A 21597-nucleotide genomic window follows, 5' to 3' on the forward strand; every position below is an offset into this window, starting at 1 on the left:
TGTTCGGAATTATACAGCCAGAGGCTTAGAAGAGCGAGTACCTCCTCATCGTAATAGAGTCTATGACATCTTGGGTGATTTCACGGCGCTCATCGGCCTCCTTCCAGAGCTCGTCGTGGAAGGTGTTCTTTGGACCGTGAAACAACTTTACAAGAACTCCCTCGTCCTTTGCTACCTTGATGGCAGGTATAAAATCACTGTCGCCCGATATGATGGCAATGTGCGATATCGCACGCTTGACCGACAACAGCGTGATATCTATACCGATCATCATGTCTATGAGCTTCTGGATAAAGATAGGGTTGCCGTCTTTATCTATGCCCCTGAACTCGAGCTTGCCGGTTCTTACCTTAAACCTCTCCAGTTGGTCAATAATGCTGAGAAACTTCTGTTTGCTTGAGAACCTCTTAGCCTCCTCCAGCGTCGGCGTGGGAGACTGATACGGCAGACAATCGTAGTAGTACGTCCTGAATATCTCCATGTCGGACGCCACCCACTTGGCAAACAACCCATAGTGAATCCTTGCCTTACCAAAGTATTTCCTTAGAATATCCGCCATATAACCGCCATCGATAAAAATTGCGACTCTGTTCATTTTGCTTACACCTTTAATATAAATTTGTTTTTGCCTATGTATATTCAAACACTACGCCTCCCTATTATACTCAAAATCACTAAAAAATATATCATTTTTATTTTGCTAAAATAAATAATAAAAAAATCCTTAAATACTGCGTTGTAATTTGCATGGACTTTTGATATAATAGCAAGGTAAGAAGGCTCGTATAATTGTACAGGAAGGAAGAGACAGGACGCAGATGGTATTGGACGCAGGTGGTAAGACAGACATAGGGTTAAGGCGGTCAAAGAATGAAGACTCTTTCTGTGTTGAAGGCAGCAGCGGACTGTTAATCGTAGCGGATGGCGTAGGTGGTTCAGCCTCTGGCGATGTGGCAAGCAAGATGGCCGTAGAACTTATACGGGATTACCTCGTAAGTGGAGATAAAGGAGCCGCTGTCAATGCCGACTACAGAGAGGAGTTCTCCTTTACAACCAATAAGGTTGCAATGGCCGTTAAGGTAGCCAACAGGGCCATACACAATGCCTCTGTCAAGAACGATAAGCTCAGTGGTATGGCGACTACCATTGTCGTTGGTCTGGTGCATGATGATCGCTTAAGCATCGCACATGCGGGTGACAGCAGGCTATATCTGATACGTGGCGACTCGATCGAACAGCTCACCGATGACCATTCGCTGATAGCAGAACAAATACGAAAGGGAATGATGACCCAGGAGGAAGCAAAAGAGGTGGGAATGAGAAATGTTATAACCCGCTCCCTGGGATACTCAAGCAGCGTCGATGTAGAACTCGGTGAGTTGACTGTCTATGACGGCGATGTGTTGCTCTTGTGCTCTGACGGCCTGTATACCATGGTATCAGATAACTCTATCATGAGGACTGTTAAGTCATCCAAAAACCCGAATGAGGTATGCAACAGACTGGTAGAGTTTGCAAACAAGAAAGGCGGCAGGGATAATATCACAGTTGTGGTAGCTTATGTATACAAGAAGAGATGGTTCTCTTTCTTGTACAACCTTTTTAAAAGGAGAAGGAGGTAAAATGGCAAAGATTTTGCTCAAGTTTAAAGACGCGGTGCTTAAGGAATTTAACCTGGAAAAGGATGTGCTGACCATTGGTCGAAAGCCAACTAACGACATACACGTAGACAACCTGGCTGTCTCCGGTACTCATGCCAGGATATTCAAAAAAGACGACAAGTTTTACATAGAAGACCTCAACAGTCTCAATGGCACGTTTGTCAACGGTAAAAAGATATCCGTTCATCACCTGACAAACTCCGATGTCGTGATAATCGGTAAACACTCCCTTAACTACATATCCGACAAGGAAACCCCTAAACCGAAGGTCGAAAAAGAACCAAGCATCATGGATGAAACCATCATGATTGATTCCAAGCTCAAGGATGAGATTCTACAAAAGTCGCCGACGAAAGACTCGGCCCCTGACAAGGCCATTATGGGTGGTTTTGTCGTAATAGAGGGATCAACCGAAAAAAATGACTACGAACTGATTGACAGAATAACTACCATTGGAAAGGACAAGAGTGCCGTCATACATCTCAAAGGTCTGTTTGCTCCAAAGGTTGCTGCCCTTGTCAACAAGCGCAAGGATGGCTATACTATCAGCTCTGCTACAGGGGGGAAGGGCGTTAAGGTAAACGGAAAGGATATTGAGGGTGCGCACAAACTCGAAGAGGGCGACATCGTTGAAGTAGGAGGCCTTAAGATGCAGTTCTATATAAAAGAAAACTGATAACATTTTTCCTGTTGGTATGGATGTGTTGCCCCTAAAAAACAGCATCTACAGCAGTCAGATGTTATGTCTGGGCTATACGTTTGGCTATATTACAGATGCAATATCCGTACCCTTGATTAATTCTATACACGTACACAATTATTTATATAGACAGAGCCATAATACTATGCCCGGTCGGGCTACTGTGATTGGTATCTCAGGGAGGATCGTTAGTTCAACATATGATACGGAGGACAAGGTTGTTGATTGTCGGTGGTGGCAATGAGGGGTTTACGTTGGTTGAGTTGCTGGTTGTCATCGCAATAATTGGAATCCTCACTACCATTGGTGCCATGATGTACCTGGGAAACAGGGACAAGGCCGCTGTTAGAACCATTGAGGCCAGTGCAAAGGGTGCCGTCGCTGATATCCAGCAGTACCTCGATGCCTATCACGCCAAAGGCCCTTTTATCGTAGTAGACGCCGCAGGGACAGAGATATGTGTGCAATACAGCAACCCGGGGACTTTCAACACGTGTCAGGCCATCTTTAATCAGAACAACAATGGCAACGTATACAGCAACATTAACGACATCGTCAACTACGTCCTGGCTCACCATCAGGGTAGAAAAGAGGTTGATCCACACTCCGGTTCCACATTCATGTTTGTCAACACCGCAACCCCCTGGACTATTGCCCTGACTCCACTAGGCACCTCCGGCATTTCGATCGTTGGATATGCCGAATCGACCACAACCCCTATCTTTAGTTACTCTGTTGTCGGAAGGTAACTCTATTTAAGCGATTGCAGGCTGATATCGTCGTTTAAGGGCAGCTTGAGACGACTCAGGACTCCCAACAGCTCTTTCATGTCTACAGGCTTATACAGATATGCCATGCACGAAGTCTTATATAAATTAAACAACTCACGGGAGATACCCATGCCCGTCATTAAGACAATCTTTACCTCGGCGCCGTTTTTGACGTTACACTGGCGCTCATACTCACGGATTGTCTCATATGCCTCTATGCCGGTCCTGCCTGGCATCATGACATCCATGACAATGAGGTCATAGGGTCTGTCCATATGCCAAGCATCCTTGAACAAAGTAACTGCATCATCGCCGTTAGTAGCTGCCTCACACAGACCATAACGGGAAAACAACCGCTTAAGCATCTTGGTTGTCACGGGTTCGTCATCAACGATTAGCGTATTCATGGCTTAGTCGCACATTAGCTTAGTCACACAGTGCCGATACGAACTCCGCGGGGATGAAGTCGCGGAAGTCCTCGATACCCTCGCCAACACCGATCAGTCTTATGGGGATGTTTAACTCCTTCTTGATTGCCAGGACAATGCCGCCCTTTGCCGTGCCATCGAGTTTGGTCAGGGCTATGCCAGTGACGCCGACGGCCTCGTTAAAGATGCGGGCCTGATGCAGGGCGTTCTGACCCGTTGTGGCATCCACTACCAGGAGGGTCTCATGCGGGGCGCCGGGGACGGCCTTGCCAATGACCTTTTTGATCTTCTTGAGTTCATCCATCAGCGGACTTTTGGTGTGTAGTCTGCCTGCCGTATCGACGATGCACAGGTCGATGTCTCTTGCCTTGGCTGCCTCTATGGCGTCAAAGGCCACGGCGGCGGGGTCGGAGCCACCCTGATGCTTGACGATCTGCGCACCGGCACGCCTTGACCAGATGTCCAACTGCTCTATGGCGGCAGCCCTGAACGTATCCGACGCCGCAAGGATTACCGAGTGGCCCTGATGAATCGAGCGGTGTGCCAGCTTGCCTATCGTGGTCGTCTTGCCAACGCCGTTGACGCCCACGCACAACACCACAAAGGGTCTCTCCTGGTAGAGCACAAAGGGTTGGGGCAGACCCAGGATGTCCAACATACTGCGCCTGAGGATGTCCTTGACGTCTTCGTAGCGTTTGAGGTTACCGGACCGGTAGCTGCTCAGGAGAGTTTCTACTATCTCCGTGGTGGCGTTTATGCCGATATCGGAGGACAGGAGCATCTCCTCAAACTCCTCAATTGTGGCCTCGTCTATCTTTCTGGATGAAAACAGTACCTCAACGTCTGTAAAGAGCGCCTCTTTGGTCTTCCTAAGACCCGACTTTAATGTATCTACAAATCCCATCAGCTTAACTTCTCTACGCTATAAGTTCGGAACGTATCTTAATGGGAACGGTCTTTTTTAAGCCCTCTATGTACGCCTTTAACACCTTGGACTTGGCCTCTTGCACCTTTGATTGCCGGATGGATTGCATTATCTGTTCATTGTCTTTGAACTTCTCCTGTAAATCAGGCGGGATACTGACCTGTGCGGTGGCGGCAAGTTCAATGAATCTCTTTGTTTTTTCAACCAGCAACTCCTCACGTCTCCTGTTTTCATAGTAGCCGGCAGTCATCTGGTTTGCCTGCAGGATTCTCAGGTATATCTCCTTATTGAAGACACCGTCCTTGGAAAAATTCGGCTCAGAGGTGATCGCCCTGGTCAACTCATCCAACGAAACAGCCAGGTTGAAACGCTTGGCCGCCACCAGGAGCAGTTCGCTTTCAACGAGGAAATCCAACGCCTGCTGTTTGATGTTCATCTTTTTTTCCATTTCGGCGTTAAAGCCGTCCTTGAACATATTTGCGTAGTTGTTTCTCATGCCCTCATATGTCTTCCAGTACACCTCGGGATACACCTTTTTATCGCCAATCTCAATCAGCGCAATGGCACTCTTTTGATCCGTCGGGCCGATGTAGAAGAATATAAACGAAATGATTATCAGGAAGAAGAAGATATAGAAATATTTGGCCCGTCTTTGCATGAATTTTAGCATAGTTGTTACTCCCTTTCTCTCAAGATTTTTCCGTAGTGGTTTCGGTTGCGGGTTCGAATTTAAATACCATGTCATCATCGGGGATGATGGATGAGACGGCATGCTTGTATATCAGTTGCAGTCGTGCGTCTTTCATCAGGATAACGAAGTTGTCAAAGGCCCTTATCGATCCTTTCAGTCGAACTCCGTTGGTCAGATACATTGTCACGGGGGTCTTTTCCTTTCTCAACTGGTTCAGAAAGGCGTCCTGCAGGTTAAAGCTCTTGGTTGCTGTCATATTAATCTCACTCCTTAAATCTTTTATCTTATATATACGATATATTATTTGCAGTTTTTATTCAAGATGGGTTTTATTTTTTCAAGGATATCCTGACTGTTACTGATGCCGCTGATGTCAATCCAGGAGATGTTGTCTTCGGCGTTGAACCATGTAAACTGGCGTTTAGCGTATCTTTTTGTGGCTTTTTTTATTTCTCCGACGGCCATATCGAGGGTCATCTCACCACGCAGACATGCCAGTAGCTCCTTGTATCCGATGGCCTGAAGTGGTGTACGTGCAAGTGCAAGCTGCGATAGCACCCTGACCTCCTGCAGCAGCCCACTACGGAGCATTTCATCCACCCGATGCTGGATCATTGCATATAGCTCCTGACGGTTGCGCCTCAGCCCGATCTTGATAAACCTGTGTGGCAATGGTCTTGTGCCAGTGTGTTGGATAGCCGACATGGGGCTTCCACTCTTGAGGAACACCTCCACGGCACGCACGATGCGTCTTGTGTCGTGCGGATCGATGCGCCTGCAGGAAACCGGATCAATACGTCCGAGGTATCTCATCAACCAGCCCGGCCTTTTAGACTCAATTGCCGTGAGTCTGTCTCTGAGTTGCCAATCGGCCTGGGGGGCGTTCACCAGACCGCGTGTCATCGCCCTAAGGTACAACCCCGTGCCACCGACAACAAGCGGAATACAACCACGTTTATGCAGGTCGTCGATGACGCTCACCGCATCACTGAGATACCTGCCCGTGCTGTAGTCCTCCCAAGGCTCCACCACGTCTATCATGTGATGTTTAACCGCACGTTGTTGTTCCGCGTCGGGCTTGGCCGTGCCGATATCCATCCCCTTGTAGACCTGCATCGAATCGGCACTGATTATTTCGGTGCCGAGGTACTGTGCCATCAATATGGCCACACTGCTCTTGCCCACACAGGTTGGGCCAACCAACGCAACTACGGTATGCCGGGGGATTGCCTCTTCAGCCTCCGACAACAATCCGCTATCCCCCTTGACAGAGTCATCGGGGTGTTCTACACTATAAGCAAGGAACCTGCTTTGGCCCGTGCGCCTCGCACCATCGACCTGAGTTGTTTTATCCGCGATGGGTGTATTAGTAAGAGGGACCAACTGCTCAGGGCTGGTCGAAAGGAATGTGCTCCTTTCCCAAAGTAGCTTCTTTCTGACAAGGTTGCTATTATTCATAATAAAGGCAGTTACTACCCCATAATAATTACCATGCACCTCACGCCTTAACGCTGTAACGGAAACACGGCATAGTCCGTTTGTTTTTACCAGCAATAATCTGCTTTTACCATTATCACGTACCTGCGTAAAATTTTTCGTAATATCTTCAACAAAGGTTATGACGTTGGGGTATCCGGCTTTTCTAATCTCTTGTCCGTGTCTCTGTGCTATGTGTATCTCGCCGTAGCCATCATTGCCCCTTTGCAGTCTTATCGGTGCAGCCAGGCAATTAATCTGTCCTGCCAATTCCTCATCAATGTATCCAAAATCAAAGGAACCATCGCCGGCCTCAACGAAATTCACTGTCATCGCCGCCTTTGCCCCTTGACAGGTTCATCGGGGTGTTCTACAATAAAGATAGAAGAACTGCTTTGGCCCGTGCGTCTAGCGTTGTTCACCTGAGTTGTAGCGTTTGGAACATCGTTTACTAGTGGGGCCAACTGCTCAGGGCTGGTCGAAAGGGATTCGCTCCTTTCCCAAAGTAGTTTCTTTTTATCCACATAATCAGTAGTTCATTGCAATTATATCCTTCATTGCTTAAAATTATACAATGTGCTCTCTGCCTAACTCTATGTTGTTTACTACTGAGCCTCTTGCAAAAGTACATGTTATGTAAAATATAGCAAAAAGCTCATTTTGTAAGTGGCTGATATTAAATGATATTTTGGGGGCACTATAATTGCTTGATTTGAGATTTGCAAGAGGCTCTACTTCTATTAATTCTTCTCAATAAACTTATTGTCTCCCGAGTTAAACCTTTAATAAATCTCATGATAAAAATGCACTCCTTATCGTCGTATATAAACTTCATCCCATATTATATTTTATATAAAAACTTTTGTCCAGGTACTTATATCAACCTCAAGTGGGCGTTGCCCTCTAACAGCATCAATAACATTCTCCCACGAACCTGGGTTTATATAAGAAACGCTTTTAAGAGCATGGTGATATCCTCTTTCTATGAAATAACTGTATAAGCCATCACGATAATACTTTGATAACGTCCCAGCTTCTCTACAACCAGATGCATCACGGTCTCCCGCTTCAACAGTTTTCATGAGATACCTGAAACGATCAATCGTATAACGCACGTCATTGTCTTGGTAGTTAGTGTTGTTGTTATCTGAAGGATTTCCTACTAAATTAGGAAAACCGTTTCTGTCCCAGTATTCTGCAATAATTGTAAATGCAACAGGAACACAACCTGAGTAATTTCTAATATTTGATTTATATGTGCCATAGTCCGTATTACATGTATATGGCCAAACAGAAAGGCAGCTTGGGGGAGTGTCAAAACACTTATATGGCCAAAAAGGAAGGCAATAATGAGAACCAAGAGGAACCCAAGTATTCTCCCATTCTCTGCACTCCTGATTATAATCGGATAACCAACTCACTATGTGATTTTGCTCCCTACTACTTAACTGCTCTGTTTCTTTTCGAAAGCCTTTTATTGCACCTGAGCTAACCTCATGGAAAAACTCCTTGGAATATTCCTGTTTGATTAGGGCATTGCGAAAATCTTCCTTCGTCTGATCATCTGCAGATTTTATTTCAAAATTCACAGGCATTACCGACTGTCCTTTTCCAAAACTCACACTCGATGGAAGTGGCATTAGACTGAGTATATACCAACCATTCTCTTGTTTTACATCAGTCAACCTATCAGAATAACCGTTAAACTTAAATCCTATGGCATAGTGTATATGCGAAAGCATAAAGCGCCTGTCAGCCACACTTAATCCTTCTTTTTCTATCTCTCCCTTCAGAACATCGTTATAAAACGTCTTAAGTTGACTGACGGTAGAAGGTCCAGACGGTGAAAACGATTGTATTACACCTGAGTTCTTGTTGGCGTAAACCATCACATAACCAGCATCCTCCCCTTTAGCAGACTTAACACTTCATAGGCTATCACCACGTCGTTAGAGCTGTAAAACGGTTGCACGTCCAAAACTGAAGCACCGTTCCAATCTTCATAGCCTTCTTTAGCCTCCTTAGATTTTATGAATCCCTCGGCTATCTTTACCGCATCATCTGAACTGATCAACGCCGACGTTGTGGCACTATATGCGCCCTGTGGCACCAGTGTCAGCAGCAATGATATCAACAATATCCATTTTCTTGTATTGCTTAACATACAGATATCTCCCACAGATTTAATCTAACATCATATAGCCTGTAAAACAGGTCTATATCAAAGATAATCACTTGCTCTTTGCGCAAAGCGGCCATAGTCAGGAGAATACGAAAAGACTCAAAAACGACAAAACCCACCCCTGCCTGGATGTCAACCTAAGAGACATAAAGCTGGCGGCAGTGTTGAGGTTAGTACAAAGAGAGCTACTGAGGGTGGTGTTGCTCGTTAAAAAATGAAATTGGTGTTGACAAAATAAGCTAGATGGATTAGACTTAGTTGTGACTTGTGACTTGTGACTTGTGACTTGTGACTTGTGACTTGTGACTTGTGACTTGTGACTTGTGACTTGTGACTTGTGACTTGTGACTTGTGACTTGTGAGAAATCTTCCCGACTCTGATAAGCCGGTGTAGTTTTATAGTCATTTTGGACCATTGGACCAATAGATAGGCGCCCGACGGGTTTGGTTTAGTCATATACCCTTCAAAGGCTAAACTTGCAACGTCAAGCTCTGAAGTGCCGTACACATCAGTATATTGTCGTATTTGCAATATTGATAGAAACATTATACAAAATTTTAAAAATATCCTTTATCATTTGTCAATAGCGAGTGCATAAATTTTTGTGGCGAGACAAAATGTCTAATTCCTCGCAAAGCGGTATATAGTCTATAAGAAGCAATCGCAGGGAGCATGGGGGTCAGCGCCCCCGCCCCTTTCTTTATCTCTTACGGTCAAATGCGATTGCCCTGTTCTGTCATAGCTGCTGCCTGTCTTGTGGACGGATAATATTTTGAGAAATTTATTCCTTGCACAATAGGAAAATGTTGCCGCTATGGCGGTACAATTTTAAGCAGATATGTATATAGTATCCTCAGTTTAAGGTCTGGCATGGTAGTTGCAACTCCCTATACCAAAGATTAAATCAGTCAAAAACAAAAAACTTAATGGAATATATAGGAGGTCACAATGGTAGGGTTAAACGGATTAAACAGTACGGCAATAAGGCAACAGCTTTTAAACAGGGCAAGCAGTTTGGCATCGTTAAAGGAATCTTCAACGAGTAATGGCACCGATACTTCCAACAAGTCGGATTCGGTAAGCATCAGCTCAAAGTTGTCTGAACTCAAGAGTAGTCTGAGTTCACAAGAGTCAAGCAGCAGCAGTAGCAACAGTGATGATGCTGTAAGCACCACCGATACTGGTTTATCACTGAAGGAATCCGGGTTAACGGCAGCAGTATTTAACAAGGCCGACATAAATGGCGATGACAAGGTTGATAGTGTTGAATCACGACTCTATAAGCTTGGACAATATGCAAAGACGGTAAGCAGTCTCAACTCCTCCACGGGTACCTCAAGCACAAGCAACTCAAGCTCCGGCAGTTCAAGCACGAGCAATTCAAGCAGCAGTTCCTCTGATGATTCCGATAGTTCTGCAAGCAGCAATAGCGCTGCCAGTGGGACTGGATTAATAAAAGACCTCGATAAAGATGGTGATGGTTCCCTGACATTAAAGGAGAGTGGTTTGAAATCGGACGAATTTAACAAGATAGACGTCAACGGTGATAGTCTGTTGAGTTCCTCTGAGCTAAAGGCTGCCTACTACATGCGTGAGGCTGAAACTTCTTCGCAGTTTATAATCGACAAGATGGACACCGATGGTGACGGGAAGTTGTCTGCCGAGGAGACTGGCATGTCATCCAGTGTGTTTGCATCCTATGACAAGAATTCAGATGGCTATCTGAGCCTTGACGAGTTAGTAGCTGCCAATCCGCTTGTAAAGCTCGTAGAGAAGCTGCTTGGTACAAACTCATCGGCAAGCTCATCCTCGTCTGACAACAGTGGTAGCAGTAGTAGCGATAATTCATCATCCGGGACGTCAAGCAGCGCATCGGCTTCAACTGTAAGCTCGGCGGCATCCACTGCCAAGAGCCTGTTAAACGCATCCACCTCATCATCCGGGACGTCAAGCAGCGCATCGGCTTCAACCGTAAGTTCGGCGGCATCCACTGCCAAGAGCCTGTTAAACGCATCCACCTCATCATCTGAGACGTCAAGCAGTGCATCGGCTTCAACCGTAAGTTCGGCGGCATCCACTGCCAAGAGCCTGTTAAACACATCCGGGACGTCAAGCAGCTCATCGTCAGCGGCAGAGTCAATCACTGCCAGTTCGACATCGTCTGCTATACAAAAATTGCTCGACTCGTTTAAGTCAAACAGCTCCTCTGCCTCATCCAGTGCAGGATCAAAGAGCGTCAAGAGTCTGGTAAATATCACAGCATGATAATGGTATACATGTAATAATGGGTGGTGGCTGATATCACCCATTATTATAGCCCCCTTATAAGGTAGTATATCACCCCACATCCTATAGAGATGGCCCTGAGGGCAAGATAAAAGATCGATAAAAGCCCAACGGGTCTGTCCATGGAAAAAGCAAATCTGATAAACCCCAGTGTCGAAACCGCATAGACTACAGTCAAGACCCCGGAGATATACAACACTGGTCCGTACACCGGGGCAATGGCCAGCGACAACAGCAAGGCAAACACCGTCAATATCTGCAGCTTAAGACTCTGTGGCGTGTATGAATCCCTGAGCATCTTCTGCGGGTAGCGCTTGTATACGATCATCCGCCAGTAGCCACGCCAAAACTTCTGTCGTGCGTACTTCAGTACAGAGGCGGGGTGGTTTAGGTGATATACGACGGCGTTTGGGTTAAAGACCATCTTGTAACCTGCGGCAGAGAGTCTGTATGACAGTTCGGTGTCTTCGTTGTTGGCACATGGAAAGCCCTCATCAAAGCCGCCAATGGCCTCAAAGACATCCCTCCTGATGGCCGCACAATAGGTATCTACCATGTCTATGTATTGGGCATTCTTCAGAAGTTCGTAGCGTTCTTCAAACTCAACCTGCGCAAACCTCGACGTCAGTGAGCGTTGTGCGTTTCTGTAGACCCCTTTGGCAGCGATGACATCCGGACAATCAAGAGTCCGTACCATTTCTTGTATCCACGCCTGGTCACAAACGCAGTCTGAATCTGTAAAGAGCAGGATATCGCCTGATGCATGTCTGGCGCCGAGATTCCTTGCCGATGCTGGTCCCCTGTTAGGCTGTTGGTAGAGCTTAATCGGCAATCCCTCCATGACCTCAACCGTTGCATCCTCAGAGCCATCGTCTACGACTATTACTTCGTAGTCGTTGCGGTCAAAGGTTTGCCCAAACAGCCCATCCATACACCTGCCTATGGTGGCTGCAGCATTGTAGGCAGGTACAATAACCGATACCCTCATTGTTGTGCCTTGCTTTGCATGGTTTGATGTGTTAGTACAACAGGGTTTTAAGAGTGGCGCGCCTGAAGGGACTCGAACCCCTCACCCACTGCTTAGAAGGCAGTTGCTCTATCCTACTGAGCTACAGGCGCTCGGAATAACGTAATTGGTCGGGGCAAGAGGATTTGAACCTCCGACCCCCTGCTCCCAAGGCAGGTGCGCTATCCAGGCTGCGCTATGCCCCGATCATGATACCTGATAACCATCTATAGTTAGTAGTATACTATACACACATGGCAAATGTCAACAATCCCAATTGCCTCATCTAAAACCTATACGAAATTATAATAAACCTCAGAGCCTCTTGCAAAACTCCTAAAATTTAATGATATTTTAGCCCTCCCTATGATAAAATAAATCTCGTAAAAACATCTTAAATCATAAGGAAAGCATATGTTAATAGAGAGTATATCATGGCTATTACGAAAAGTGCAACGACTATTGTTCCCAGAGCTTGAAGAGATTTGTACCGACCCCATAACTGAAAAGCAAAAGCATTTAATTACAATCCTGGAGATAGTTCAAATAGAAAAGTATATGTGGTGGGTAGATAATCAATGTAAAGGCATGCTCTGGCAGGATGGCTCAACCGGCGACGTGTACATCTGGTTTATGGACGGCACGACGATTAACTCCGGAGGCTACGCTGATCAGGGCGTGCCAAGCGACTGGAGTATCTACTAACAAAGCAAAGAAATAGAGAAGAGGGGGGCGGCGGAGCTTCTTTTCCGCTCCAGGGGGTGAGGCACCCCTGCCATAAAAGTCGCACCTGACCCTCCTCAGACCTCCCCCGCAAGGGGAGGGGCGAGGCGCAATCTTGTCGCAGCGGGTCGCACCCGCCCCGGGCACGAAGAAGTCCCCTTGACCCCATTATTTCACACTCAATTATCATGCATGAAAAAAAACTGTGTCATTTCAGTATATACCTCTGGATAAACTATCAAGGCAAGCAAGCGAGTGAGGTTGTACCACTTGCAGATATCAGGACAAAAACGTTATCCTAAACGTATGGATGAGATTAACCATATGGCCTGTTGGCAGGACACTAAGTCTGCGTGTATGACATAGCAAAGATAGCGTTGGCCTTTGCAGTCATTGTGCTGCTGATGCGGAGGAAGTACAACGTCGGATACGTGCTTCTGGCGGCATCGGCCCTGATATGTGTGCTGTACCTGATGACGCCGGTCAGGATACTCAAGACCATGTATGGCTCCATAACCGCGGGGGTGACAATAGAGTTGACCGTGGCCCTGACCTTTATCCGTATGCTTGAAATGCTCCTGCGGGAAAACGACGTCCTCAAACGCATGTCTGATACCATGCGGGGCGTCCTGAGAAAAAAGCGATTTGTGATGATCTCCATGCCACTGTTGATAGGCACGCTGCCATCGGTGGGTGGGGCGTACTTTTCATGCCCGATGGTAGAGGAGTCGGCAAAGGGGCTTGGTCTGTCCCCAGAGGACAAGGCCTTCACCAACTACTGGTACAGACATCCCTGGGAGCTGATACTGCCCCTGTACCCCGGCATAGTCCTTGCCTCCCTGATAACAGGCATAGGGTTGAGGCAGTTTATGCTTCTCAATCTCAGCTTTGCCGCTACGATGTTACTGGTGGGACCACTGTTTAGCATGAAGGGCGTAAACGGAACTTTTGAACCTAACGGCAAAATGAACAAAAGCGATGTTCTGAGCTTCCTGCCACTGGTTGCACTCATTGTCATGGTCATGGTGTTTAAGGTGCGTTTGTCTGTCGGACTGGTCGGCGTGGTGTGTATGCTGCTGTTGTACTACAGCTATGATCGCAGGAGAGTTGCCAGTGTGCTGAAGTACGGTTTTTCACCGGACCTCCTTGTGCTGATCCTTGGAGTGGTCTTGTTTAAGGATATGCTTGAGTCCTCGGGGGCCGTGGGTAACCTCAGCAAGGTCTTTATCCAGCATCACATACCGGTGCTGTCCATACTGATAATCCTGCCGTTTATCAGCGGATTCCTGACAGGATTTACGCTGGCCTTTGTCGGTAGCACCTTCCCGTTGTTCCTGAACATGCCGGCAATGACGCCATATGCCTATTCCCTTGCCTTTGCATGTGGTTTTATCGGTGTGCTGCTGTCACCCGTACACGTGTGTCTGGTGCTGACACGGGAGTTCTTCAAGGCAGACATGTGGGGGATATACAAGAAAATACTCCCGGCTGTATTGCTGATCTTCCTGGTAACGTTGATTCAATACGTGATACTAAATGGATATTACACAAGATGAACGTCAGAGCTAAACTAAACGCCATCGCAGGAAGGGGTCAAGGGGGCTTCTTTGTGGCCGGGGTGCCCCACCACCCCCATTGCAGGGGGGATCTAAGGGGGGGAGGAGCCGCCCCCTTATTTTCTCTTTTAGCGTATGTTTTTGTTGTGTGCCTGTTTCTTTGCATCTTGGCCGACAGATCCCAAGCAGACAACGCCCAACCCCACTACGGCGATACCCTTGTTGAGGCCACCACGGCAGAGCCAAGTATATTAATCCCGATGCTTGCCGGTGACAGCATATCGCACGAGGTGGCAGGACTTATATTCAACGGACTCGTCAAGTATGCCCCCGATCTCTCACTCACCGGCGATCTCGCACAGAGCTGGGATATCGATGGCCTAACGATAACGTTTCACCTCAGACACGGTGTCAGGTGGACCGATGGGGTGGAGTTCACCGCCGAAGACGTCATGTTTGGTTATAAAACGATAATCGACGACAAGACCCCCACCGCCTACAAGGAGGACTACCTGCAGGTGAAAAAGGCCGAGGTCGTTGACAAGTACACATTCAGGGTGACCTACGAAAAACCCTTTGCCTCAGCACTCTCCAGTTGGGGTAGCCTGACCGTGTTACCAAAACACCTCCTTGATGGTAAGAATGTAACCAAAAGCCCCCTTACCAGAGCCCCCACGGGCCTTGGCCCCTACAAGCTAAAGAGATGGACGCCCGGACAGGAGGTGCTGTTGTCATCCAACCGCGACTACTTCGACGGCAGACCCTATATAGACAATTACATGTTTAGAGTGATCCCCGATCAGTCAACGATGTTTATGGAACTCAAGGCCGGCGGCATAGACTTCATGGGTCTTACTCCGCTGCAATACAAGAGACAGACGGATTCTGCGTATTTTAAGGAAAACTTTAACAAGTACCGTTACCCTGTGTTTTCCTATACATATCTTGGATTTAACCTGAAACATCCCATATTCAAAGACAAGCGCGTACGACAGGCCATTGCCCACGCCATAGACAAGAAGGAACTTGTAAGCATAGTCCTGCTTGGGCTTGGCAACGAATCCACCGGCCCCTACGTGCCAAACACGTGGCCCTACAATCCCAACGTCAGGCGCTACGAGTACAGCCCTCAAAAGGCCAAAGAGCTACTTGCCCAGGCCGGCTGGAAGGACTCCGATGGTGATGGCGTCCTGGACAAGGATGGCAGGCCGTTGGAGTTTGCGATATTGACGAGCATGGGCAACAACGCCCGTGTCAAGGCCGCAACAATTATCCAGTGGCGATTAAAGCAGATTGGCATACGGGTCAACATCCGCACCCTTGAGTGGAGTACGTTTATCAATGAGTTTATTGACAAGCGAAGGTTTGAGGCCGTGTTGCTTGGCTGGGCAATCGGGATGGATGCCGATCAGTACGACATCTGGCATTCCAGCAAAACAAGGGAGAAGGAGTTTAACTTCATAAGCTACGCAAACCCCGACGTTGATCGTTTGCTTGACGAGGGCCGTCACACGTTTGACATAGAAAGGCGCAAAAAAGCCTACTACCAAATACAGGAGATACTTGCCGAGGATGTACCCTACGTGTTTCTGTATGTCCCCGATGCCCTGCCGGTTGTGCATAAGAGGTTCAAAGGCATTGCCCCCTCCCCCATCGGCATCGGCTACAACCTGCCCAAGTGGTATGTCCCCAGGGAGCAACAAAAGAACAAAATCGATCCCTGAGCCTTGCTTGTCTCTACTTAAAGACCCGCACGTAGGCACGGCTTAACCAGGGGCTTGAATGTATAAACAGCTTCTTTCTAAATGCAAACTCCCCCACGTTACCGATAACCAAACGTTTGATCTCAAGCAGGCTATCCTGAGCGGTGTTGGTGCCCGTGCGGGTGGTAAAGAGCGCCTTAAACCCTGCCTGTGTAGCCGTTGCTATCCACCCCTGATCGTATATGCCCCAGGGCCAGCAGAGGGCATGACACGCCTTGCCCAGCCGCTCCTGGATGAGGGCCTTTGACTGTTGCAAGTCCGAGTGCAGTTGCGCCAATCTGTCGTCATTGTCCTCGTAGAGCGTGTCGAATCTTGCATGTGTGTGCGTGTGCGATTGGACGTCTATTACGCCGGAGCGTTCCATTTGTATTAGCTCCTGCCAGGAGAGTACGCACTGTGTACCGTTGCCCTCCTCAACCATCCTGACACACTCCTTGTGCGATGGCAGGGGCGTGTTGAACCCCTCATCCATGCGTGGCCTTAGTCCCTGATCAGTAATCCGGGAGGTGACAACGAATATGACAGCCCTGTGGCCATACTTCTTCAGGATCGGATAGGCGTAGACGTAATTGTCAAGCCAGCCGTCATCAAAGGTAATCATCAGGCACCGTTGAGGTGTTGTCTTGCGTGCAGCAACCTCCAACAGACCGGCAGTGTCAAGCGTCCTGTACCCCATCCGCTGAATCAGTTGCATCTGCCGCTCAAACTTCGCAACATCAACGTTGATAAAGGAACCCCTGTCATTGACATGGTGGTACATCAGCACGGGTATCGCAGCCATAATAGATGCTAATGCTCCTTTTTGTTGTACCGGAGATTCTTAAACGGCATGATAAGTCTGACCGCCCGGTCTGAGACGAGATAGTCCAACGCCCAGTTAAGGGTGACAATCATGCGGTTTCTGAACCCTATGAGACTCAACAGATGCACCACCAGCCACACCAGCCAAGCAATAAAGCCTGTAAAAACCCTCTCTCCCAGACGCACCACGGCAGCATTGCGACCAATCGTGACCATCGCCCCCACGTCCTTGAATGTAAACGGTAGAGGACTCTGCTCGTTGAGCCTCAGGAGGATGTTTTTGGCGGCATGTATACCCTCCTGGATGGCAACCGGCGCCGTCATGGGCAACATCGGTCTGCCATCGTCAACAGAGGACATATCCCCAATGATATAGACGTTGGGATGGTCTTCAAGCTGCAACGTGGGGGTGACATTTATGCGCCCGTAGCGTCCGGTTGGCAATCCCCAATCGGGGTTAATGGCGGCCGTGACGCCTGCCGTCCACAGGACGGTCTCTGTTGGCACTACACCCTTTTCCTTGAGATGAACCGTGTGTCGGGTGATATGACTGACCATCGTTTGCAGCATGACGACCACTCCCATTGAGCGTAACCTGTTGAGGGCGTACAGGCGCTGCTTTTGCGGAAACCCAAGCAATATCGAGTTGGCGGCTTCAAGGAGTATGACGCGTGCACAACTCAAGTCAAGGCGGGGATAATCCCTCTTCAAAGGGCCATTGATCAGCTCTGCAAGGGCCCCGGCAAACTCCACTCCCGTTGGACCGCCTCCAACTATAGCAAACGTCATAAGATGCTGTCTTAGCTCCTCATCCGTCTCCACGGAGGCCATCTCAAAACAACTCAATATATGATTTCTGAGCCCTACTGCATGGTCGAGCGTTTTTAACTGAAAAGCAAATTCCTCTGCCCCTGCGATTCCAAAAAACTGTGTCTTGCTGCCCACAGCCAGGATCAAGTAGTCATAGGCAATGTTAAGTCCGTCACACTTGACAAATCTCTTGGCAAAATCTATGCCTCTGACATCGGCCATAACAAAGCTGGTGTTTGGCATTTTCCTTATGATTGTCCTCAGCGGATATGCTATATCCTCCGGCTCAAGCTCTGCCGCCGCTACCTGATACAACAGAGGCAGGAAGGTGTGGTAGTTGTTTCTGTCTATCAACGTCACATCAACAGGTGCATTTTTAAGTGTGCGTAACGCCCATAGCCCCCCAAATCCACCCCCCACGATCACTACCCTTGGTCTCATACTGCCCATTTTGCTTTATGTATCTCCTTTGATGCCTGTCGGGAATTATAAACCACTTTGACTGAATTATATCACATCTGTCATGTTTTTATAAATACTCCGAAATTATTTATATTCTAAAACATTTGTGAGGGCCAAAAAAGTATCCACCCAAAATTTATGTACCAAAAAATTACGAAAAATGTTAAAATGACCGTTCTAAACATGTAGACTAATTTTATATAAAGGAGAAGACAATGAGCAGAAGAGTCTTAATAGTAGATGATGATGTGGCTGCAAGGAAGTTTCTGTCGTTAGTGTTGGAGCAAAAGGGGTATGAGGTTGTAATGGCAGAAAACGGTGCCGAGGGGTTCAACAAGGCAAAAGAGACAATGCCCGACCTTATCGTCCTGGATGTAATGATGCCAAAGCAAAACGGTATCAGCACGTTGCAGCAGATCAGAAGCACCCCTGAGCTTAGAGACATCCCTGTTATCATGTTAAGCTCTGTTGACAGTTTCATAGAACAAGCCAGTAATGATATTGATGATCCTGAAATTATAAAAGAAATGCGCGGGTTGCTGGAGCATGTAGACAGCACAATAGAGAGATTTTTCCTGAGATACACCTCCTATCGGAGACTTCTGCTGATGGAGAGAAAAGACCTGATAGAGCGGTATCGTCAAAAAGATGCAAAGATAAAACCGTCTATGGTATTGCCTGACCTGTTTTTGGATAAACCGACAAACCCGGAGAACTTAATCGAGGCCGTAACGGGATTGCTTGATGAAGCTAAATAACAGGGGTGGCAGATTATACGGGGCATCTCTGATTCTTTGCTTATAAAGCAAGCACTCTATGGTTAGTTTTTTTATGGGGTCAAGTGGTTTGTGCCCACCTGACCCCCTTTGCCCTTTTATTAACAGTTATACACAATAGCTAAATTACATATAACATATAACCTGAGATTCTAAATAAACAACGGTGCAAGCACGAGCGTTACGGTAGACAGGAGCTTGATAAGGACATGCAAGGAAGGCCCTGCGGTATCCTTAAAGGGGTCGCCCACGGTGTCGCCTACAACTGCCGCCTTGTGAGTATCTGAGCCTTTGCCGCCATAGAAGCCGGTTTCTATGTATTTCTTGGCGTTATCCCATGCTCCGCCGCCGTTGTTGAGAAACGTTGCCATCAGGATACCGGCAATCGTACCAACCATCAGCAAAGAGGCAACCGCCTCCGGGCCGAAACCAAACATCTTAAAGACTACTCCTACGATGATAGGCGTAAGCACCGCAACCAATCCCGGCAGTACCATCTCTTTCAGGGCGCCCTTGGTTACGATATCAACACAACGACCGTAGTCGGGCTTTTCCGTACCGGCAAGTATGCCAGGTTTTTCCCTGAACTGGTCCCTGACGTCCTGTATGACATAGTATGCGGCCTTACCCACCGCCTTGATAGCCAGCGAGGTAAAGAGAAACACCAGCGTTGCCCCCAACAGTCCGCCTACAAAGACAAACGGATTTGCCAGGTCGATGCTTGGCATGTCGTGCCCATAGTTTTTGACCTCATCGATATATGCGCTAAAGAGCAGAAAGGCCGCAAGTGCCGCCGAGCCAATTGCATATCCCTTGGTCAATGCCTTTGTCGTATTGCCTGCTGCGTCGAGCTTATCTGTTCTTTTTCTGATATCCTCGTGGTGTTCGGTCATTTCAATGATACCGCCGGCGTTGTCTGCGATTGGGCCAAAGGTGTCCATTGCCAGTACGTATGCGGCAGAGCCGAGCATTCCCATTGTAGCCACTGCCGTGCCAAAGATGCCGGCGTCCTTAAACCCTGACGTTTCACCGAGGTAGTAGGCAACCAACAACGCCACGGATATGGACAACGCTGACAGTGCCGTGCTTTCAAGCCCTACGGAGATACCGGCGATGATGTTTGTTGCCGGTCCGGTCTGGCTGGCCTTGGCTATATCCAGGACGGGTTTATGTGTGTAATCCGTATAGTACTGCGTTATATAAATAAATGCCACCGAAGTCAACACCCCTACAACTCCGGCCAGGAAAAAGTTCAGCCAGCCATTAGGCGCCGACTCGTGAAAAAACAACCACTTGCAGGCTATAAACAGGCCAAGTATGGTAATTGCAACTGTAACAAAATACCCCCTGTTCAGGGCGCTCATCGGCTCCTCGTCCTCAGACATCTTAACGGTCAACACCCCGATGATGGAGGCAATGATACCAAATGCCCTCGCCAGGAGGGGAAACATCATCACACCGACAATCCACTCAGGGCTAACCCCCGGCACTTTCTTTGCCATAACCCCGGCAAGGATCATGGCGCCGATGTTCTCCGCAGCCGTGGACTCAAACAGGTCGGCACCACGACCTGCGCAGTCACCAACGTTGTCGCCAACGAGGTCGGCGATAACGGCGGGATTTCTGGGGTCGTCCTCCGGGATGCCGGCTTCCACTTTACCGACGAGGTCGGCACCCACGTCGGCTGCCTTGGTGTATATTCCACCGCCAAGCTGCGCAAAAAGCGCCACAAAGGAGGCTCCAAAGCCATATCCCACGATCAGAAACGGTATCTTGTCAGGATCGATGTTGGCAAAAATCTTCACCATCCAGTACAGGCCGCCAACTCCCAGGAGGCTCATCGAAACGACCATAAGCCCCGACACCGCACCGCCACGTAACGCCACCTGAAGGGCGGTATTGACGCTGGTCATAGCCCCGGCCGCAGACCTGATATTGCTCCGTATGCTGACCCACATGCCAATGTAGCCGGCAAACAGCGAACATATTGCCCCAAAGATAAACGACAGGGTTATCCAAAATGCCATCTGAAGACTCGAGCCCACAGGGTCGAAGTCCCTATGTTCACGAATCAACCCATAGCCGATAAACAGAACCGCTGAAAACATCAGCGCCAAGTAGATGATCGTTCTGTACTGCCTTTTTAGGAAGGCATTGGCCCCTTCCTTAATAGCATCGGAAATAACCCTCATTTCCTCTGTCCCGGTCCCCTTGGCCAAGACCCACTTGGCAAGCATAAATGCCGCGACACCGCCCACTACACTGAACCCCATAACCAGGGCCAGCAACACGTTTTCAAGCATAGCTTCTTTCTCCTTCTCTAAGCCACTCTTTTATTGTAAATAACGTCACACAACGTATGACCTTGCAAACTAGCGAATGCAAAATATTGTGGTTACTATAAAATTATATATTCTCAAAAGTCAAGTTTCCGACAGGGCAATTCTTTTACGGCAAAAAAATAAGTATCTTCTTTATATTTCATGGTAACTATACTTTTATGCATCCTGGATTCCTGGTCAAGTCAGGAATGACCCCTGTTCGAGCCAGGGGCAGGCACACTTGGAAAACGGCTGTAAC

The 21597-nt window shown here is 48.0% G+C and carries 21 protein-coding genes and 2 tRNA genes; 9 read left to right on the top strand and 14 right to left on the bottom strand.

The window, feature by feature from the left end; genetic code table 11:
- Window positions 1-25: 25 nt before the first annotated feature.
- A complete protein-coding gene (locus tag Mcas_RS10270) occupies window positions 26-595 on the bottom strand; it encodes an NYN domain-containing protein (protein ID WP_040335455.1) in 570 nt (189 codons plus the stop codon).
- 223 nt (window positions 596-818) lie between these two features.
- Here Mcas_RS10270 and Mcas_RS10275 point away from each other — a divergent pair, with 223 nt between their 5' ends.
- From Mcas_RS10275 to Mcas_RS10285, 3 genes are all read left to right on the top strand, one after another.
- Window positions 819-1622 (top strand): Stp1/IreP family PP2C-type Ser/Thr phosphatase, encoded by an 804-nt coding sequence (locus tag Mcas_RS10275; protein ID WP_052567146.1) that lies wholly within the window; start codon window positions 819-821, stop codon window positions 1620-1622.
- 1 nt (window position 1623) lies between these two features.
- Window positions 1624-2337 carry an FHA domain-containing protein gene (locus Mcas_RS10280; protein WP_040335456.1) on the top strand — a complete coding sequence of 238 codons (714 nt, stop codon included), beginning with the start codon at window positions 1624-1626 and terminating at the stop codon, window positions 2335-2337.
- Window positions 2338-2561: 224 nt separating this feature from the next.
- Window positions 2562-3110, top strand: coding sequence for a type II secretion system protein (locus Mcas_RS10285; protein WP_040335457.1), 549 nt, complete (start codon window positions 2562-2564; stop codon window positions 3108-3110).
- A gap of 2 nt (window positions 3111-3112) precedes the next feature.
- Here the strand turns inward: Mcas_RS10285 and Mcas_RS10290 are convergent, their stop codons facing one another.
- The 7 genes from Mcas_RS10290 to Mcas_RS10320 all read right to left on the bottom strand — a co-directional run bounded on the left by Mcas_RS10290 (window position 3113) and on the right by Mcas_RS10320 (window position 8815).
- Entirely contained in the window at window positions 3113-3538 is a 426-nt protein-coding gene (locus tag Mcas_RS10290) for a response regulator (protein ID WP_040335458.1), read from the bottom strand.
- Between the two features lie 19 nt (window positions 3539-3557).
- Window positions 3558-4463 carry a signal recognition particle-docking protein FtsY gene (ftsY, locus tag Mcas_RS10295; RefSeq protein ID WP_156033307.1) on the bottom strand — a complete coding sequence of 302 codons (906 nt, stop codon included), beginning with the start codon at window positions 4461-4463 and terminating at the stop codon, window positions 3558-3560.
- Window positions 4464-4476: 13 nt separating this feature from the next.
- On the bottom strand, window positions 4477-5154 hold the full coding sequence (locus tag Mcas_RS10300; protein ID WP_040335460.1) for a SurA N-terminal domain-containing protein: 678 nt from the start codon (window positions 5152-5154) through the stop codon (window positions 4477-4479).
- A 19-nt stretch (window positions 5155-5173) separates the two neighbouring features.
- Window positions 5174-5431, bottom strand: a complete 258-nt coding sequence (gene hfq / locus Mcas_RS10305; RefSeq protein WP_040335461.1) for an RNA chaperone Hfq — start codon at window positions 5429-5431, stop codon at window positions 5174-5176.
- Between the two features lie 44 nt (window positions 5432-5475).
- Window positions 5476-6984 carry a tRNA (adenosine(37)-N6)-dimethylallyltransferase MiaA gene (gene miaA / locus Mcas_RS16770; protein WP_081853774.1) on the bottom strand — a complete coding sequence of 503 codons (1509 nt, stop codon included), beginning with the start codon at window positions 6982-6984 and terminating at the stop codon, window positions 5476-5478.
- Window positions 6985-7499: 515 nt separating this feature from the next.
- On the bottom strand, window positions 7500-8540 hold the full coding sequence (locus Mcas_RS10315; RefSeq protein ID WP_040335462.1) for a hypothetical protein: 1041 nt from the start codon (window positions 8538-8540) through the stop codon (window positions 7500-7502).
- Window positions 8540-8815 (bottom strand): hypothetical protein, encoded by a 276-nt coding sequence (locus tag Mcas_RS10320; RefSeq protein WP_040335463.1) that lies wholly within the window; start codon window positions 8813-8815, stop codon window positions 8540-8542. The genes Mcas_RS10315 and Mcas_RS10320 overlap by 1 nt, the downstream gene beginning before the upstream one ends.
- A gap of 71 nt (window positions 8816-8886) precedes the next feature.
- Between Mcas_RS10320 and Mcas_RS18205 the strand changes: the two genes are divergently transcribed.
- On the top strand, window positions 8887-9051 hold the full coding sequence (locus Mcas_RS18205) for a hypothetical protein (protein ID WP_156033308.1): 165 nt from the start codon (window positions 8887-8889) through the stop codon (window positions 9049-9051).
- 731 nt (window positions 9052-9782) lie between these two features.
- On the top strand, window positions 9783-11099 hold the full coding sequence (locus Mcas_RS17685; RefSeq protein ID WP_081853775.1) for an EF-hand domain-containing protein: 1317 nt from the start codon (window positions 9783-9785) through the stop codon (window positions 11097-11099).
- A gap of 46 nt (window positions 11100-11145) precedes the next feature.
- Here Mcas_RS17685 and Mcas_RS17690 read toward each other — a convergent pair whose 3' ends face one another.
- The 3 genes from Mcas_RS17690 to Mcas_RS10345 all read right to left on the bottom strand — a co-directional run bounded on the left by Mcas_RS17690 (window position 11146) and on the right by Mcas_RS10345 (window position 12332).
- Complete coding sequence (locus Mcas_RS17690) at window positions 11146-12108, bottom strand: glycosyltransferase (RefSeq protein WP_040335490.1); 963 nt, start codon at window positions 12106-12108, stop codon at window positions 11146-11148.
- A gap of 54 nt (window positions 12109-12162) precedes the next feature.
- A tRNA-Arg gene (locus Mcas_RS10340) sits at window positions 12163-12239 on the bottom strand.
- Between the two features lie 15 nt (window positions 12240-12254).
- Window positions 12255-12332: transfer RNA gene (locus tag Mcas_RS10345), tRNA-Pro, on the bottom strand.
- Between the two features lie 208 nt (window positions 12333-12540).
- Here Mcas_RS10345 and Mcas_RS10350 point away from each other — a divergent pair.
- The 3 genes from Mcas_RS10350 (at window position 12541) to Mcas_RS10360 (ending at window position 16129) form a co-directional block, all read left to right on the top strand.
- Window positions 12541-12831 carry a hypothetical protein gene (locus tag Mcas_RS10350; RefSeq protein WP_040335466.1) on the top strand — a complete coding sequence of 97 codons (291 nt, stop codon included), beginning with the start codon at window positions 12541-12543 and terminating at the stop codon, window positions 12829-12831.
- 371 nt (window positions 12832-13202) lie between these two features.
- Window positions 13203-14405, top strand: coding sequence for a DUF401 family protein (locus Mcas_RS10355; protein WP_040335467.1), 1203 nt, complete (start codon window positions 13203-13205; stop codon window positions 14403-14405).
- Between the two features lie 167 nt (window positions 14406-14572).
- Entirely contained in the window at window positions 14573-16129 is a 1557-nt protein-coding gene (locus Mcas_RS10360; protein ID WP_235203380.1) for a peptide-binding protein, read from the top strand.
- Window positions 16130-16142: 13 nt separating this feature from the next.
- Here the strand turns inward: Mcas_RS10360 and Mcas_RS10365 are convergent, their stop codons facing one another.
- A complete protein-coding gene (locus Mcas_RS10365) occupies window positions 16143-16949 on the bottom strand; it encodes a polysaccharide deacetylase family protein (protein ID WP_052567151.1) in 807 nt (268 codons plus the stop codon).
- A gap of 8 nt (window positions 16950-16957) precedes the next feature.
- A complete protein-coding gene (locus Mcas_RS10370) occupies window positions 16958-18229 on the bottom strand; it encodes an NAD(P)/FAD-dependent oxidoreductase (RefSeq protein WP_052567153.1) in 1272 nt (423 codons plus the stop codon).
- A gap of 227 nt (window positions 18230-18456) precedes the next feature.
- Here Mcas_RS10370 and Mcas_RS16775 point away from each other — a divergent pair, with 227 nt between their 5' ends.
- Window positions 18457-18999 (top strand): response regulator, encoded by a 543-nt coding sequence (locus Mcas_RS16775; RefSeq protein WP_052567155.1) that lies wholly within the window; start codon window positions 18457-18459, stop codon window positions 18997-18999.
- Window positions 19000-19169: 170 nt separating this feature from the next.
- Here the strand turns inward: Mcas_RS16775 and Mcas_RS10380 are convergent, their stop codons facing one another.
- Entirely contained in the window at window positions 19170-21320 is a 2151-nt protein-coding gene (locus Mcas_RS10380; RefSeq protein WP_040335468.1) for a sodium-translocating pyrophosphatase, read from the bottom strand.
- Between the last annotated feature and the right edge of the window lie 277 nt (window positions 21321-21597).

The organism is Candidatus Magnetobacterium casense (genome assembly GCF_000714715.1).
Lineage (GTDB): Bacteria > Nitrospirota > Thermodesulfovibrionia > Thermodesulfovibrionales > Magnetobacteriaceae > Magnetobacterium > Magnetobacterium casense.

What these genes read in the sequence shown, in the direction of transcription:
- Mcas_RS10290 (WP_040335458.1), bottom strand. Translation starts at nt 3,538, where the DNA reads ATGAATACGCTAATCGTTGATGACGAACCCGTGACAACCAAGATGCTT.
- Mcas_RS10270 (WP_040335455.1), bottom strand. Translation starts at nt 595, where the DNA reads ATGAACAGAGTCGCAATTTTTATCGATGGCGGTTATATGGCGGATATT.
- Mcas_RS10280 (WP_040335456.1), top strand. Translation starts at nt 1,624, where the DNA reads ATGGCAAAGATTTTGCTCAAGTTTAAAGACGCGGTGCTTAAGGAATTT.
- Mcas_RS17690 (WP_040335490.1), bottom strand. Translation starts at nt 12,108, where the DNA reads ATGAGGGTATCGGTTATTGTACCTGCCTACAATGCTGCAGCCACCATA.
- Mcas_RS10285 (WP_040335457.1), top strand. Translation starts at nt 2,562, where the DNA reads ATGATACGGAGGACAAGGTTGTTGATTGTCGGTGGTGGCAATGAGGGG.
- Mcas_RS10300 (WP_040335460.1), bottom strand. Translation starts at nt 5,154, where the DNA reads ATGCTAAAATTCATGCAAAGACGGGCCAAATATTTCTATATCTTCTTC.
- Mcas_RS10365 (WP_052567151.1), bottom strand. Translation starts at nt 16,949, where the DNA reads ATGGCTGCGATACCCGTGCTGATGTACCACCATGTCAATGACAGGGGT.
- Mcas_RS10275 (WP_052567146.1), top strand. Translation starts at nt 819, where the DNA reads ATGGTATTGGACGCAGGTGGTAAGACAGACATAGGGTTAAGGCGGTCA.
- Mcas_RS10380 (WP_040335468.1), bottom strand. Translation starts at nt 21,320, where the DNA reads ATGCTTGAAAACGTGTTGCTGGCCCTGGTTATGGGGTTCAGTGTAGTG.
- Mcas_RS10315 (WP_040335462.1), bottom strand. Translation starts at nt 8,540, where the DNA reads ATGGTTTACGCCAACAAGAACTCAGGTGTAATACAATCGTTTTCACCG.
- hfq (WP_040335461.1), bottom strand. Translation starts at nt 5,431, where the DNA reads ATGACAGCAACCAAGAGCTTTAACCTGCAGGACGCCTTTCTGAACCAG.
- Mcas_RS10370 (WP_052567153.1), bottom strand. Translation starts at nt 18,229, where the DNA reads ATGGGCAGTATGAGACCAAGGGTAGTGATCGTGGGGGGTGGATTTGGG.
- ftsY (WP_156033307.1), bottom strand. Translation starts at nt 4,463, where the DNA reads ATGGGATTTGTAGATACATTAAAGTCGGGTCTTAGGAAGACCAAAGAG.
- miaA (WP_081853774.1), bottom strand. Translation starts at nt 6,984, where the DNA reads ATGACAGTGAATTTCGTTGAGGCCGGCGATGGTTCCTTTGATTTTGGA.
- Mcas_RS16775 (WP_052567155.1), top strand. Translation starts at nt 18,457, where the DNA reads ATGAGCAGAAGAGTCTTAATAGTAGATGATGATGTGGCTGCAAGGAAG.
- Mcas_RS10350 (WP_040335466.1), top strand. Translation starts at nt 12,541, where the DNA reads ATGTTAATAGAGAGTATATCATGGCTATTACGAAAAGTGCAACGACTA.
- Mcas_RS17685 (WP_081853775.1), top strand. Translation starts at nt 9,783, where the DNA reads ATGGTAGGGTTAAACGGATTAAACAGTACGGCAATAAGGCAACAGCTT.
- Mcas_RS10320 (WP_040335463.1), bottom strand. Translation starts at nt 8,815, where the DNA reads ATGTTAAGCAATACAAGAAAATGGATATTGTTGATATCATTGCTGCTG.